General features: G+C 37.3%; 11 protein-coding genes and 1 tRNA gene. 6 read left to right on the top strand and 6 right to left on the bottom strand.

From position 1 onward, the window contains the following. Positions 1-251 precede the first annotated feature (251 nt). Both JMA43_RS11955 and JMA43_RS11950 read left to right on the top strand, forming a co-directional pair. Positions 252-1,442 carry an acyloxyacyl hydrolase gene (locus JMA43_RS11955; RefSeq protein ID WP_342156856.1) on the top strand — a complete coding sequence of 397 codons (1,191 nt, stop codon included), beginning with the start codon at positions 252-254 and terminating at the stop codon, positions 1,440-1,442. Between the two features lie 32 nt (positions 1,443-1,474). Then, complete coding sequence (locus tag JMA43_RS11950) at positions 1,475-3,904, top strand: alpha/beta hydrolase family protein (RefSeq protein ID WP_342156855.1); 2,430 nt, start codon at positions 1,475-1,477, stop codon at positions 3,902-3,904. A gap of 137 nt (positions 3,905-4,041) precedes the next feature. Here the strand turns inward: JMA43_RS11950 and JMA43_RS11945 are convergent. After that, a tRNA-Gln gene (locus JMA43_RS11945) sits at positions 4,042-4,113 on the bottom strand. 189 nt (positions 4,114-4,302) lie between these two features. On the opposite strand from JMA43_RS11945, the gene JMA43_RS11940 reads away from it, so the two are divergent. Further along, the gene (locus JMA43_RS11940) at positions 4,303-7,635 is read left to right on the top strand and encodes a glycosyltransferase family 117 protein (protein WP_342156914.1); all 3,333 of its coding nucleotides are present in this window, start codon (positions 4,303-4,305) and stop codon (positions 7,633-7,635) included. 111 nt (positions 7,636-7,746) lie between these two features. Then, the gene (locus JMA43_RS11935; protein WP_342156854.1) at positions 7,747-8,409 is read left to right on the top strand and encodes a polysaccharide deacetylase family protein; all 663 of its coding nucleotides are present in this window, start codon (positions 7,747-7,749) and stop codon (positions 8,407-8,409) included. On the opposite strand, the gene JMA43_RS11930 is transcribed toward JMA43_RS11935, so the two are convergent. From JMA43_RS11930 to JMA43_RS11920, 3 genes are all read right to left on the bottom strand, one after another. Then, positions 8,389-8,685 carry a thioredoxin family protein gene (locus JMA43_RS11930; RefSeq protein ID WP_342156853.1) on the bottom strand — a complete coding sequence of 99 codons (297 nt, stop codon included), beginning with the start codon at positions 8,683-8,685 and terminating at the stop codon, positions 8,389-8,391. The genes JMA43_RS11935 and JMA43_RS11930 overlap by 21 nt on opposite strands. A gap of 513 nt (positions 8,686-9,198) precedes the next feature. Next, complete coding sequence (locus JMA43_RS11925; protein ID WP_342156852.1) at positions 9,199-10,440, bottom strand: metallophosphoesterase; 1,242 nt, start codon at positions 10,438-10,440, stop codon at positions 9,199-9,201. Positions 10,441-10,505: 65 nt separating this feature from the next. Continuing rightward, positions 10,506-11,228 (bottom strand): copper homeostasis protein CutC, encoded by a 723-nt coding sequence (locus JMA43_RS11920; RefSeq protein WP_342156851.1) that lies wholly within the window; start codon positions 11,226-11,228, stop codon positions 10,506-10,508. A gap of 61 nt (positions 11,229-11,289) precedes the next feature. Here JMA43_RS11920 and JMA43_RS11915 point away from each other — a divergent pair, with 61 nt between their 5' ends. Continuing rightward, positions 11,290-12,285, top strand: a complete 996-nt coding sequence (locus tag JMA43_RS11915) for an isoaspartyl peptidase/L-asparaginase family protein (RefSeq protein ID WP_342156850.1) — start codon at positions 11,290-11,292, stop codon at positions 12,283-12,285. Between the two features lie 317 nt (positions 12,286-12,602). Continuing rightward, a complete protein-coding gene (locus JMA43_RS14055) occupies positions 12,603-12,797 on the top strand; it encodes an ISAon1 family transposase N-terminal region protein (RefSeq protein ID WP_446719407.1) in 195 nt (64 codons plus the stop codon). A 101-nt stretch (positions 12,798-12,898) separates the two neighbouring features. Here the strand turns inward: JMA43_RS14055 and JMA43_RS11910 are convergent, their stop codons facing one another. Beyond that, positions 12,899-13,504 (bottom strand): hypothetical protein, encoded by a 606-nt coding sequence (locus tag JMA43_RS11910; protein ID WP_342156849.1) that lies wholly within the window; start codon positions 13,502-13,504, stop codon positions 12,899-12,901. Further along, the coding region (locus tag JMA43_RS11905) for an RHS repeat domain-containing protein (RefSeq protein WP_342156848.1) at positions 13,501-14,425 on the bottom strand (925 nt) is incomplete at its 5' end. The genes JMA43_RS11905 and JMA43_RS11910, both read right to left, overlap by 4 nt.

The following is a 14,425-nucleotide window of genomic DNA, read 5'->3' as shown; positions in this document are numbered from 1 at the left end:
ATATTTGTATAAAAAGAGGGGACTTTTTGTCCCCTCTGAAATAGATTATTCACTTTCAACGGTGCAAATATACAATTTTTTTTAAACCTAAAAACACATAACAACATCTTTATATGGTATATCTTTCTTAAAATGAATTTATTCCTCCATAAAAAAATCATATTTATAGAAAATAATTTGACACTTTTACCATTAACACTATCTTTATACTCCTCCCCAAAACCAGTATTTTTTTTTCAAAAGAAACCACTATGAAACTACTTTTAAAGCTTACCATTTTATGCTTTATTTTCTTCGGAATTAACTTAGCAACTGCACAACGTAGACACCCCATTGCATACGACAGTGTGAAAAACATTGAAAATTTTGGGCGTTTTAGAACTGTTGAAATTAAAGGCCACGCAGGAATGCACTTGTACACAGGCGAAACCTTAACCGATTTTGTACAGTCGGGTTTTGGCGCTATCGAAGCGCGTTTTGGATGGCAAAGCACCAATCCCGACAGTTGGGTAAGTCAATACGGATATCCTATTTATGGATTTGGAGTGTATTCTGGCTTTTTGGGAGATCCAGAAATATTTGGAAACCCAAATGCACTTTACGGTTTTATCACTTTTAAAACGAGTAAACCTTACCGAAGAAATACTTTCGAAATCACTCCCGCACTCGGACTCACATACAACCTCAACCCATACGACGAAGAGAACAACCCGCTAAACGACGCCATCGGATCGCCCGTAGATGTGTATTTTAATTTAAACTTCGGGTTTTCATACCAACTAACACGCGAACTGGATCTTGGCTACGGAATTTCATTTACCCACTTTAGCAACGGACGTACTTTTGTGCCAAACCACGGACTCAACATGCTAGGTCTTAACGTTGCATTGCGCTACCATTACAACGCCGACCAACGTTTGATCGACAAAGATCCGTACTCACCAAATCTTATACAAGCACGATTTAAAAGAAGTCCTCGAAACAAAAACACGGTACTCAACAAACATTCCATTACTACTTATGTTGCTATTGCCACGGTTCAAAACTACCCAGAAACAGAAGGTGCCGATAAAGAGCGCTACTACCCTTTTTCTGCCGTGCTAGATTACAAATACCAATGGAGCAATATGCACGCAGTTACAGCGGGTATCGATTATTTTAGAGACGGAAGCTTACACGAAAGTTACCCCGATGATCCAGGGAAATACAATTTGGTAGGAGCGCATCTTGGTTACGACTTTTTATTTTGGAAACTCGCAATTAGACTACAAGCAGGAACATACTTAACCGATGATCGTGGCAAGAAAAATTATTATTTAAGACCTGCATTACAATACCACATTAACGATTGGATGCACGCACAGGTAGGATTAAAAACAAGAAGCGGATTTAGAGCAGATTGGATTGAATGGGGAGTAGGATTTTCTCCTTTTAAATGGTAACTTAGCCAACATAACCCAAACTGTAAAGTATAATGAAGAAACTATTTTATTCTCTTTGCTTCTTGACAAGCCTTGCTTTTAGTCAAGAAAAACTAAATTATCAAGTTCCACCAGACGAAATTCTAGAGCTAGCCGATGTGCAATTAGCACCTTCGGTAAGAATAAGCGACAACGGAAACTACATGGTTTTATTTTATCGAAACAGATACAAAACCATCGAAGAACTTTCAGAAACGGAATTACGTCTTGGCGGACTCCGCATCAACCCAAAAACAAATATTGGTAGCCGTACAACATACTACAACAACATCACGGTAAAACATCCGTCAGAAAAAAAAGAATCGGAAATTGCCAATCTACCAACAAATTTACGTTTAGCTAATTACTCTTGGTCGCCCGACGAAACAAAAATTGCCTTCACCAACACAACGCAAGAAGGTGTAGAACTTTGGGTAATTGACCTCGAAAAGAAAACAGCTAAAAAACTAACCGATGCAACTGTAAATGCAAATCTTGGAGATGTTATCAATTGGTTTAGCGACAGCAACTCGCTTTTAGTAAAAATGCTTCCTCCAACTCGAAAAGCATTGATTGACCAAAGTAACAGCATCCCAACAGGACCAACAATTTCGACTAATAACGGAGAAAAAGCACAAAACAGAACGTATCAGGATTTGTTGAGCAATCCAAACGACGAGCACAATTTTGAGCAACTAGCAATTTCTGAACTTTACAAAGTTTCTCTAGACGGAAGTAAAACCAAATGGAAAGACAGCGCTATGTACCGTAGTATTAGTTTTTCTCCAGACGGCGAGTACGTAATGGTAAGTACTACCGAAAAACCATTTTCGTACATCGTGCCTTACTACAGATTTCCTACCACCACAACCATCTACAAAAAAGATGGCGCATTGGTAGACGAAGTACATAAAAATCCGCTTTTAGAAGAACTTCCAATTGGTTTTATGGCTGAACAAAAAGGAAAAAGAGATTTTTCTTGGAGAAGAGACAAGCCATCAACGCTTGTTTATGTTGAAGCTTTAGACGAAGGAGACCCTGAAAACAAGGTAGCCTACAGAGATGAAGTTTTTACACTTGAAGCTCCATTTAAAGGAAAAGGAAAAAGCATTTTAAAAACTAAAAATCGTTTCTCTGGAATTACTTGGGGGAACGACCAAATAGCTATTGCCTACGATTATTGGTGGAATAACAGAAATGCAAAAACTTATATTTTTAATCCGAATAAACCTTCAAAAGAACCTGTAATTATTTCGGACAGAAACTACCAAGACGCCTACAGCGACCCTGGAAATTTTGTTGCTACCAAGAATAAATACAAACAAAACACTTTATTTATCGATTCAGAAGAAAATGTATTTTTAATCGGGGATGGATTTTCTGAAAAGGGACAGCATCCGTTTTTAACCAAAATGAATCTTAAGTCATTAGAAAAAGATACTCTTTACAAATCTGACATTCCTGGAAAGAAAGAAACATTGGTTGAGTTCCTTCCAGAGAAAAATGTAATGATTACACGTATAGAATCGCCTAATGAATATCCTAATTATTACTACAGAAACATCGAAACCAAGGAGCAACCTCAACAGCTTACTTATTTTGAAAATCCTTTTGAAAGTTTAAAAGACATCCATAAAGAAGTTATCACTTACAAAAGAGACGACGGATTGGAGCTTTCTGGAACTTTGTACTTGCCTGTAGGTTACGACATGCAGAAAAAGGAAAAACTACCAATGATTTTGTGGGCATACCCGAGAGAATACAAAGACAAAAGTAGCGCTTCGCAAAACACACAAAATCCTAACGAGTTTACATACATTTCGTATTCTTCGCCAGTGTTATGGGCTTCAAAAGGATATGTTGTTTTAGACGATGCAGCCTTCCCAATTGTTGGAGAAAAAGACGAAGAGCCAAACGACACTTTTAGAAAGCAATTGGTTGCAAATGCCAAAGCCGCTATCGATGCAGTCGACAACCTTGGTTACATAGACCGAAATAGAGTTGCAGTTGGCGGACATAGTTACGGCGCTTTTATGGTTGCAAATCTTTTATCGCACTCCGATTTATTTGCGGCTGGAATTGCACGAAGTGGCGCTTACAACCGTACCCTAACTCCTTTTGGTTTCCAAAGTGAAGAACGTAACTATTGGCAAGCACCAGACATTTACAATACCATGTCGCCATTTATGCATGCCGACAAAATGGACCACCCACTATTACTTATTCATGGGGAAGCCGATAACAACTCAGGAACCTACCCAATGCAAAGTGAGCGTTATTTCAATGCACTTAAAGGCTTAGGAGCTACAGTTCGCTTGGTAATGCTTCCGAAGGAAAGTCACGGATACAGAGCCAAAGAAAGTATTTTACATGTACTGTGGGAGCAAGACCAATGGCTAGACACTTATGTAAAGAATAAAAAAAGTCAAGAAAAAGCTAAGTAAGTTTTTCAAACTTCAATAAAAAAACCTCACGAATCAAACGTGAGGTTTTTTTTATCTGTATAACTATAACAAAGATTATAAATTTTAAGAAATGCCTAAAAACAAAAAATCCCGATTATAAAATCGGGATTTTTTTGTTGGCCTACTAGGACTCGAACCTAGAACGACTGGACCAAAACCAGCTGTGTTGCCAATTACACCATAGGCCATTAAACCTGCTTTAGTTGAACTCTCATCCGTAAAAGCAGGTGCAAATTTAATACAAAGTTTGATATGCGCAAACATTTTTTAAAAATATTTTTTTCTGCTAAAAAACTGCCTTGTTAACATTTATCAAAAGTGAGGAACTTTAGCTTAATATTTATTAAATTCGCCTGCTATATATGAAAAACAGTTACATGTCTGCTAATCAATTTAAAAAATGGGACACAATCTTTGGATGGATTGTATTTTTAATCGCATTAATCACCTATCATTTAACGGTTGAACCCACTTCAAGTTTCTGGGATGCTGGAGAATACATCGCTACTTCTGCAAAACTACAAGTAGGTCACCCTCCAGGAGCACCATTTTTCCAAATGATGGGAGCCTTCTTCGCCATGTTTGCACCCAATGCCGAAGCTATTGCGGTAACTGTTAACCATATGTCGGTATTTTCGAGTGCTTTTGCTATTTTATTTATGTTTTGGTCTATCACCAATATCACCAAAAAACTCGCATTGCAATCGGGAGAACTTACCAACGCAAAAACTATTGCCATTATTGGAAGTGGTGCTGTTGGAGCATTAGCCTTTACTTTTTCAGATAGTTTTTGGTTTAATGCTGTAGAAGCCGAAGTATACGCCATGGCGATGCTCATGACTTCTCTTATGGTTTGGTTAGGGTTAAAATGGGCAGACGACATGAACAACCCTAGAGGTAACCGTTGGCTTATTTTGATTTCTTTGGTAGTTGGACTTTCTTTTGGAGTACACTTTATGGCGTTGCTTACAATTCCATCGCTTGGAATGATTTATTACTTCAAGAATTATAAAAACTACACTGTAAAATCGTTTATCATTGCCAATGTTATTTCAATAGCAATCTTATTATTCCTATTTAAATTATTACTTCCAAACGTAATGAAGGTGTTTGGATACCTAGAAGTTTTCTTTGTAAACAGCATCGGACTTCCATTTAATTCAGGAACAATTATCGCTGGAATAATTATTATCGCTCTTTTTTACTACGGATTACATTACACAAGAAAAAACAACAAACCACTTTTAAACACTATCGTTTTAAGTGTTTTATTTATACTGATAGGATTCTCTACTTGGATGATGGTTCCTATCCGAGCAAACGCAGGAACCGTAATTAACGAAAACAGCCCTACGGATGCTCGTCAGCTACTTGCATATTACAACTTAGAGCAATACCCAGAAACGCATTTATTTTACGGCCCTATGTATTCGGATGCTTTTGCAGGGCAAGACCCAGACAATCCGTACAAAGACGACAAACCAAAATACGAGCGCGATTACAAGAAAAATAAATATGTAATTGTAAACAAATACAAAAATGCAAGAGTAGCACCAAACAGTGCTCACGAAGGTTTTTTACCAAGAATGTGGAGTAGCGAACACGCTGCCAATTACATGAAAATTACAGGCCCATTAAACGTTACGGTAAAACCACAGTTTAGAAGTGAAAAACAATTGACCGATGCTGTGAGTCAGTTTAAGCGCGACCTTGAAAATGGTGTTATTGATGCAGATGAATATTTAAACTTTATCAAGCAATTTAATGAGTATTTAGACATCGAAAAGCCAAGCTTCTGGCAGAATATGCATTACTTATTTGAATTTCAAATGGGTTATATGTACTGGCGTTATTTTATGTGGAATTTCACGGGGCGACAAGACGATATTCAAGGACGATTAGACAACCACGGAAATTGGCTAAGCGGAATTAAATTTATTGACGAATGGCGATTGGGTTCTCAAGACAATCTTCCGTCGGATGTATTAAACAACAAAGCTAGAAATACCTATTTTTTCCTACCACTTATTTTAGGACTGATAGGGTTTTTATTCATTTTAAAATCTAGCAAACAGCAATTTTGGGTGCTTTTTATACTTTTCCTTTTTATGGGACTTGCATTAAAAATTTACCTAAACGAACGACCGTTCGAACCTCGCGAAAGAGATTACGCCTTGGTAGGTTCTTTCTTTGTATTCTCGATGTGGATAGGGATGGGAGTATACGCTTTGTTCGACGAATTTAAAAAATACATCACTCCAAAAACATTAGCGCCTTTGGTTACCGTGGCTTGCTTTTTGGCTGTTCCAACCGTGATGGCTTATCAAAACTGGGACGATCACGACAGGTCAGATCGTTACACGGCGCAATCAATGGCAAAATCGTATCTCGACTCTATTGAAGAAGATACTGATGCGATGCTCTTTACCATTGGAGACAACGACACCTTCTCACTTTGGTACGCACAAGAAATTGAAGGTTATCGTACCGATGTTCGAACTATTAACACTAGTTTATTTGCCACCGATTGGTACATCGACCAGATGAAGCGTGCTGCTTATGAAAGTTCACCAATTCCGTCGCAACTTACACACGACAAATATGCTTTTGGGGTTCGCGATGCGGTGTACTACCAGCAATTAACCGACGAACGTTGGGATATAAAAAAATTCATGGATTGGGTTGCCAACGACGACAACACCATTAGGAATCTTATTAAAAAACGCGGCGGCGATACGAGTCAGTATCCAGAAAGTTACCTCAACCTTCCTTTCTACCCAACCAACAAAATTAGAGTGCCAGTTAACAAAGAAATGGTTTTAAAAACTGGTTTGGTAAAAGAAAAAGATTCAGCAAAAATTGCAGAATATATCGACATCGATTTACCAAAAAGTGCACTTCCTAAAAACAGATTGCTCATGCTCGATTTGCTAGCAAACAACAATTGGGAACGTCCTATTTATTTTACTGGCGGAAGTTTTGATGCTGCGGAATATTTATGGATGAAAGATTACTTGCAACTCGACGGATTGGTTTACAAACTCGTTCCGATTCGCACACCAATCGACAGAAACAACCCATACGAAATGGGACGCATCGATGAAGATTTAATGTACAATATTGTAATGAATTGGGATTGGGGTAATTCGGAATCTACCAAAATATACCACGACCCAGAAACTCGTAAAAACAGTATTTCGTACCGAGGAAACTTAGCACGACTTACCGAAAAACTTATCCAAACAGATAAAATTGAAAAAGCAAAAGATGTACTAGACCTTGCTATGGAGAAAATGCCTTTTGGATATTTTGGGTATTATGTGTTTTTAGAGCCGTATGTTGAAGGTTACTACAAAGTTGGAGAAAAGCAAAAAGCAAGAGATTTATACTTGCAAGTTGCCAAAAAATACCAAGAAAGCTTAAACTACTACAGCAATTTATCTAGAGACGACCAATACATGTATGCGTCGGATATTGTTAGTGATGTAGAACGTTACCGTAGCTTGTTGGATATTGTAGTTGCCAACGACGATAAAGATTTTGGCTTACCAGAAACGCAAACTTTCAATGAGTATTTAGAGCGCTTTAGCCATTTTTATAGAGGTTATGAAGACGAGTTACCACAAACCCCAACAGAAACACCAATTAACGATGGAGATGTAAAAACTCCTATGGAAATCGATTCGGTTTTATTGGAAGATAACCAATAACTCACATTCAATTTTTGTGAGATTCATTATAAAACAAAGGTTGCTTTAGGTATTGAAAATTCAATTCTTACTATAAAGCAACCTTTTGTATTTTCATCTAAATTATCAGCAATGAAAACCTATATTGCAAAAGCTCCAAAACTTTTAAAACTAGCACGCAAAAGTTTAGTTTGGGATATTAAAACTGATAAAAAAGAAGTTTTTTTAACGTTTGATGACGGTCCTACTCCAGAGGTTACAGAGTTTGTTTTAGCTGAGTTAAAAAAATACCAGGCTAAGGCAACCTTCTTTTGTATTGGAAAAAACATTGTAAATCACCCTGAAGTTTTTGAAAAAGTCAAAACAGAAGGACATTCAATCGGGAACCACACGCACAACCATTTTAATTGCGCCAAGCATTCGCACGAAGCGTATATAGAAAACATTAAATTAACGGAAGATATATTGAGCAATCACAACTGCAATACGACTCAAAAACTCTTTAGACCTCCCTACGGAAGAATTAGCTTTAAAGCAACAAAAACAATTCAGCAAAAAGGATTTAAAATTATAATGTGGGATGTAATTAGTGGCGATTTTGACACAAACATTTCAGCAGAAAAATGCACTTCAAATGTATTGAACAATGTACAACCTGGAAGTATTGTTATCTTTCACGATAGCGTAAAAGCATTCCCAAGACTCAAAGAAACACTGCCTACAGTTTTAAGTACTTTACAAAATCAAGGCTACAGCTTTTCAGCAATAAAACAACTAAACGTAATCTTGAAGTAAACCGATAAGTGTATTGGCATCTTGCTCGCCACTTTGGCGCCAAACCATTTCTCCAGCCTTGTAAATCATCAATGTTGGTAAGCCTTTTACGCGTAAAGCTTCTGCCAATTCGTTATTTTTGTCTACATCAATTTTAATTACGCGAGCTTTATCTCCTAAAGCGGCAGCAACATCGCGCAATACTGGATGCATGGCTACGGAAGACTCGTTCCACTCGGTATAAAAGTCTAATAATACCGGGATGCTACCATGAATTAACTCTCCAAACTTTGACATAAATATTCAATTTTTTTTCAACTTGATAAATCAAATGTAATAAAAAAAGCGTTAAAATGCTCTATACAAGGCTTTTTAGCTGATTTTTCACTCACTAAGATGACTTTAAATTATAATTCAAACTTAAACAGTATTCTTTTTAAAAGACATTAATAAGGTTGTTTCAATGGAGTAAAGTATGATTATGAGATTCCTCCTCGTACCTCGTTCAGTATTGACAAAGTCGCAAAGGTTCAAAGTAGCAAAGAGACAAAGTTTCAATCTAGTTAACCTTAACTTATTTACTCTTTCACTTTTCTAGTTTTGTCATTTCGACAGAATGAGGAACGAATGACGAGAAATCACATTATGTGTATTTCTGGTTTGAAGTTTCTGGTTTGAAGTTTCTGGTTTGAAGTTGCAAAGGTTCAAAGTAACGGAGGCAAAAAGTTTCAATCTAGTAAACCTTAACTTATTAACTCGTTGACTCTTTCACTTCTCAAATCAAAAAAACAATTCAGCAAAAAAAGATTACTACACCGTAGCTTTAGCTTTTTTCTTCAATTCAATAACAGTTACCTCTGGCCAAATTCCAACACGCCCAGGATAACCAATAAATCCGAGTCCTCTATTCACATTGATGTACTGCCCCATTTTTTCATAAACTCCAGCCCAATATTTATAACGATATTTTACCGGACTCCACTTTAACCAACCTGGAATTTCAACCCCAAACTGCATTCCGTGCGTATGTCCGCTTAACGTTAAATGGTAATGGTACGGATGCTTCAACACCTGATATTCCCAATGCGATGGGTCGTGACTCATAAGCACTTTAAAGTCGTTTGCATCTACATTTTCGATAGCTTTCTCTAGGTCTCCAGCTTTTTTAAAACCACCTTCACCCCAGTTTTCAACTCCAATCAGCGCAATTCGTTGTCCGTCTTTTTCAAGAAATCTACTTTCATTAAGCAATAAGTCAAACCCCATGTCTTTTTGAATTTGCTTAAGTTCATCTAGGTTTGCTTTTTTTGCTTCTTCGGAAGGCCAATCGGCATAGTCGCCATAATCATGATTTCCCAGTACAGAATACACGCCTCCCTTGGCAGAAAGTTTTGAAAAAGTATCTTTCCACGGATACATTTCTGAGGCTACATTGTTAACCAAATCTCCAGTAAATAAAATAATATCCGACGCTTGTTGATTAATCAAGTCGACCGCGTAGCTTACTTTTTCTTTATTGTCGAAACTTCCGCTATGTACATCCGAAATTTGTGTGATGGTATAACCGTCGAAAGCATCTGGCAAATCGTCAAACTCCAACGTATGCTTCAACACTTGGTAATCGTACTTTCCTTTGTACATTCCGTATAAAAGAGAAATAAAAGGAACTGCGGCAACGCCAAGTGCTACTTGACTCATAAACTTTCTTCGGGACGGAAACCCTTCCGAAGCAACCGTATTGGAAGTAGCAATTTTACCGAAAACCCAGGTAAAAAAACGAACAATATCTTCAATCAACATAAAAATTCCAGCACTAAAACCCAAAGCCATAAAAGCCAAAAACAAACCAACAGCGTAGCCCATTTTGTGAGTCATTCCGTGACTTCTATCAAAATGATTAAACTGCAAATAAACATTTACCAAAACCGCTAGAAAAACAATTCCGTAAAGTATTTGTAAATAAGGGTTTTTAACAAGTGTTCGAAAAGCCTGAAAGCCATAAAAAGCCCCAACGAGGTAGATAATTCCTAAAACAATAAAAAAACGTGACATATAATTTTCTTCGCTATTTTTAACAAAAGTATTTCATTAACAATCAAATACGGTCTTTTTACGGTTTATTTAACTTTATCGACCATTTTTTGAATAGTGATTTTGTCGGACACCGTCACAAAACTTTCATCAGAAACATTATTATTGAACGATATTTTTGGGGTTTCGGTAATCGTTTTAACCTCAGTACTTCCAGAAAAATGAATTTCGGAAAAACCAGCTTTCTTAAAAGTCTCAATATTGTTGATATTCACCCCACTTCCTGGCATTATACACATTTTATCTCCGTATGTTTTTTGAAGATTTTCAAGAAGTGAAAGTCCGTCTATCGCCTTTGGTTGCTGTCCGCTAGAAAGTATACGCTTACACCCTATTTTTAATAATTGCTGAAGTGTTTCTTCAGGATTTGGCACCCAATCAAAAGCGCGATGAAAGGTAAAATCCATTGGTTTTGCAAGCGCTATCAATTGTTTAGTCCTTTCAACATCTAAGGTATTATCTTTTTTAAGCACTCCAGAAACTACGCCCGCACAACCTATCTGTTTGCAAAAAAGAATATCTTGTTTCATCACTTCAAACTCTTCATCAGAATAGGTGAAATTTCCGCTTCGAGGACGAATCAAGACAAACACAGGAATCGATACTTGTTGCATTACACGCGTCAACATTCCGTAGGAAGGCGTAATTCCTCCTACGGAAAGCTCTCCGCAAAATTCAATTCTATGAGCACCACCCGCTTCTGCATTTAAAGCAGATGCTACAGAATTGGCACAGACTTCTATCATCATAATTCCTTATATTTAGCAAAATAATTAAGCAACTAACTTCAAAAATAAACAAGATATCCCCATGCAAAGAAGAAACTTTCTAAAAAAAACAGGATTAGGCGCTACAGGAATTGTTGCAACTCCTTTGTTATCCTCTTGGAAAATAGCTCCACAACATATTACTACTGAAGAAAATACACAAAGTGTTATTCCGTTAGCTGTTTGTACTTGGAATTTTGAAAATGCTACCGCCAAAGCATGGGAAGTTCTAAATAGCGGAGGCTCGGCTTTGGATGCCGTAGAACAAGGTGTGATGATTGAAGAAGCCGACGAAAGCAACCAAACTGTTGGAAAAGGCGGTCGCCCAGATAGAGACGGAAATGTCACACTAGATGCCTGTATTATGGACAAAGATGGAAATTGCGGTTCGGTGGTGTATTTACAAAATATAGTTCATCCTGTTTCGGTGGCTCGCAAGGTTATGGAAGAAACACCACATGTAATGCTCGCAGGGAAAGGCGCCGAGCAATTTGCGTATGAAAAAGGATTTCAGAAAGAAAACCTATTAACAGAACGCTCTAAAAGAGATTGGCTAAAGTGGAAAGAAAAATCGCAATACGAAACAATTATTAATATTGAAAATCACGATACCATTGGCATGCTTACCATTGATAAAAATGGCGATATTGCCGGTGCTTGTACCACAAGCGGAATGGCATACAAAGTTGGTGGTCGTGTGGGCGACTCCCCTATTGTTGGCGCCGGACTTTTTATAGACAACGAGATTGGTGGCGCAACGGCTACAGGTGTTGGAGAGGAAGTTGTAAAAACCGTAGGTTCCTTTTTAATTGTGGAATTAATGCGACAAGGTAAATCTCCACAAGAAGCTTGTGAAGAAGCCGTAAACCGAATTATCGCAAAAAACAAAAATCACGATACGTTTCAGGTTGGATTTTTAGCAATCAATAAAACCGGAGAAGTAGGTTCGTATTGTATTCATCCAGGGTTTAGCTACCGAAAATATACAGAAGAAGGCCATACCAACAATCCGTCGTCCTCGCATTACAAAGCAGAATAGAATAAGTATTTCACTCTTACATCTTTAGTCACCTTTTAGAGTATTTTTAAAATAGTTGCCTCTTTATAAACCACAAATCCATTCATACTACACTTGTTCTAACGAATCAAGTCAAAAAATTATGTGTAAATTGAATTATAAATCGATTTCTGCAAAAAAAAGACTTTCATTGGAATTATCATTAGATTTATTAGGCTTTATACTCCCTGAATTATTAGTTAGTCACTTTACAAAGTTTCCCATGAAATGGAAAAAGGAACGCTTCATTTGTACTTTGAAGAAAAGAAAGATGCTCCTAAGAAGAAAAACATCGGATTTTGATAGCTCATGGTTTTCATAAAAAGCTTGTTGTTCAAGACTATCCATTGCGTGGTAAGCATGTTTATATACATATCAAGCGTCGTCGCTGGCTTGACAAAACCACAAGACAAACCGTGCATCAAGATTGGGATTTGGTAGCGCAGGAGACTCGTGTGACAGTAAAGTTCGCCGCTTTTTTTAAAAGTACTTAATCCGTACCAAGACTAATAATTGCCACACCATAGGTGGGTTTTATATGACCAGCCCTAAAAAATCGATACAGATTTATTAGGACTAGTCACTAACCTGCCCTTTAATTCATATTGAACATCTTATAAAGCACATCCTCCCTGGCTTCTTGGACAACTATATCTTTTAAGTAATCGACCAATGCAATGTTGTGTTGATCTTTGTAGTTGTCTTTAAATTTTTCAATAGCTTCAAGCGTATAATTCTGTCCATTAAAGTAATTATCTAAACCCAACTTGTAGTATTGTAGACTTGAATTCTCTTCTTCATACTCCTTTGTCAATTTATCAAATGAGTCATATGCACTTTCAAGTACTTTTTCAGCTTTAGAGTTATTCTGTTTTAATAGAATGATACCATAGAGCATTTCATATGTTGGGGAGTTGTCAGACATCATATCCTTAACATTAGAAGTAGCAGCAGCATAATTCCCATATTTCAACAAAAGCTTTACTTTCTCAAACTTGAAAAAGTCATCATCTGGATCACATGTTATTGCTTTGTCTATGTAGTAAAGTGCAGAATCCTTTTGTTCCGCCATTACATACTCTATATATTTATCATTAAACACAGAACAGCTTTGCGACTTTGTTTTTGCTTCTTGCCCTTTACTGTTTGACTTACATGTGGCTAACATAATAGCCATTATTCCAATATAAACTTTCATCATTTTTTAATTGTAACTGTATTTGATGTACTAAAGAAACCTTTTCTTCCATTCTGTGGCAACCTAAATGTAGCCGTAGATCTTATTCCAAGATTAAAAAGAGACGAACCTCCAAATTGATTCCTTGATATCCTATTGAACGTATTTAAACCAATTGTCAAACTAGCAGCACCTGAAGAATGGCTTTGAAGGTTGCTAAGTGTGGAAACACTTTGAAAAGAACCACTATCACTAACATTTCTTTTACCTAAAGCCGTCCATTCCTTTAAGCCAAAGCTTCCGTCCACACCTGTTATATCGATAGGCTGGCTTACTCCAGTAGACATTGTAACATTAACATTAACACCTGTAATCTCAGTTTGGCCGTCAATACGCTCTAAGCCGCTTTCGCCTGCATTTTCAACATTCAAATCAAAACTGACTTGAGCTGTACTTTCTAATACCACTGGAGCCAACGCTCCATTACCATTGCCTTTCGAACCACCTAGTACTACGGCTTCAAGGTCATTCCACTCGAAATTCTGGTCTTTTGGTACATTTAAACTTTCTTCTGCTTCTGCAAGATTCGCTCCTATGTTTTCCCATTGATCTCCATTTTCCGAAGTAAAGCTTTCTGATGTATTATCAAACCAAACAACTTTGCCCTCTTGGTTTTTAAACCAATCAAAAGGAGCCATCCCGTCAGGATCCACAAACTTAAGCGGGTTATCCATCATAGCATTATAAGGAGACCACTCCATAAACTCCTCACTCAAGGGGTCTATATTCATCCAACGTCCTAAAGCTGGATCATAGTTTCTAGCACCAAAATCATAGGTATTAATATCCAAACTCTCATCATACTCCTTGCCATTGTATTTCCAACGCTGTGCTACACTATTCCCCAAAGACGATGTCATTGGCCCGTAACCCTTGTGCTGCAAC

The organism is Joostella sp. CR20 (assembly GCF_038433465.1).
Lineage (GTDB): Bacteria > Bacteroidota > Bacteroidia > Flavobacteriales > Flavobacteriaceae > Galbibacter.
This window is presented reverse-complemented; position numbering and strand designations above follow the sequence as displayed.

What these genes read in the sequence shown, in the direction of transcription:
- JMA43_RS11955 (WP_342156856.1), top strand. Translation starts at nt 252, where the DNA reads ATGAAACTACTTTTAAAGCTTACCATTTTATGCTTTATTTTCTTCGGA.
- JMA43_RS11950 (WP_342156855.1), top strand. Translation starts at nt 1,475, where the DNA reads ATGAAGAAACTATTTTATTCTCTTTGCTTCTTGACAAGCCTTGCTTTT.
- JMA43_RS11940 (WP_342156914.1), top strand. Translation starts at nt 4,303, where the DNA reads ATGTCTGCTAATCAATTTAAAAAATGGGACACAATCTTTGGATGGATT.
- JMA43_RS11935 (WP_342156854.1), top strand. Translation starts at nt 7,747, where the DNA reads ATGAAAACCTATATTGCAAAAGCTCCAAAACTTTTAAAACTAGCACGC.
- JMA43_RS11930 (WP_342156853.1), bottom strand. Translation starts at nt 8,685, where the DNA reads ATGTCAAAGTTTGGAGAGTTAATTCATGGTAGCATCCCGGTATTATTA.
- JMA43_RS11925 (WP_342156852.1), bottom strand. Translation starts at nt 10,440, where the DNA reads ATGTCACGTTTTTTTATTGTTTTAGGAATTATCTACCTCGTTGGGGCT.
- JMA43_RS11920 (WP_342156851.1), bottom strand. Translation starts at nt 11,228, where the DNA reads ATGATGATAGAAGTCTGTGCCAATTCTGTAGCATCTGCTTTAAATGCA.
- JMA43_RS11915 (WP_342156850.1), top strand. Translation starts at nt 11,290, where the DNA reads ATGCAAAGAAGAAACTTTCTAAAAAAAACAGGATTAGGCGCTACAGGA.
- JMA43_RS11910 (WP_342156849.1), bottom strand. Translation starts at nt 13,504, where the DNA reads ATGATGAAAGTTTATATTGGAATAATGGCTATTATGTTAGCCACATGT.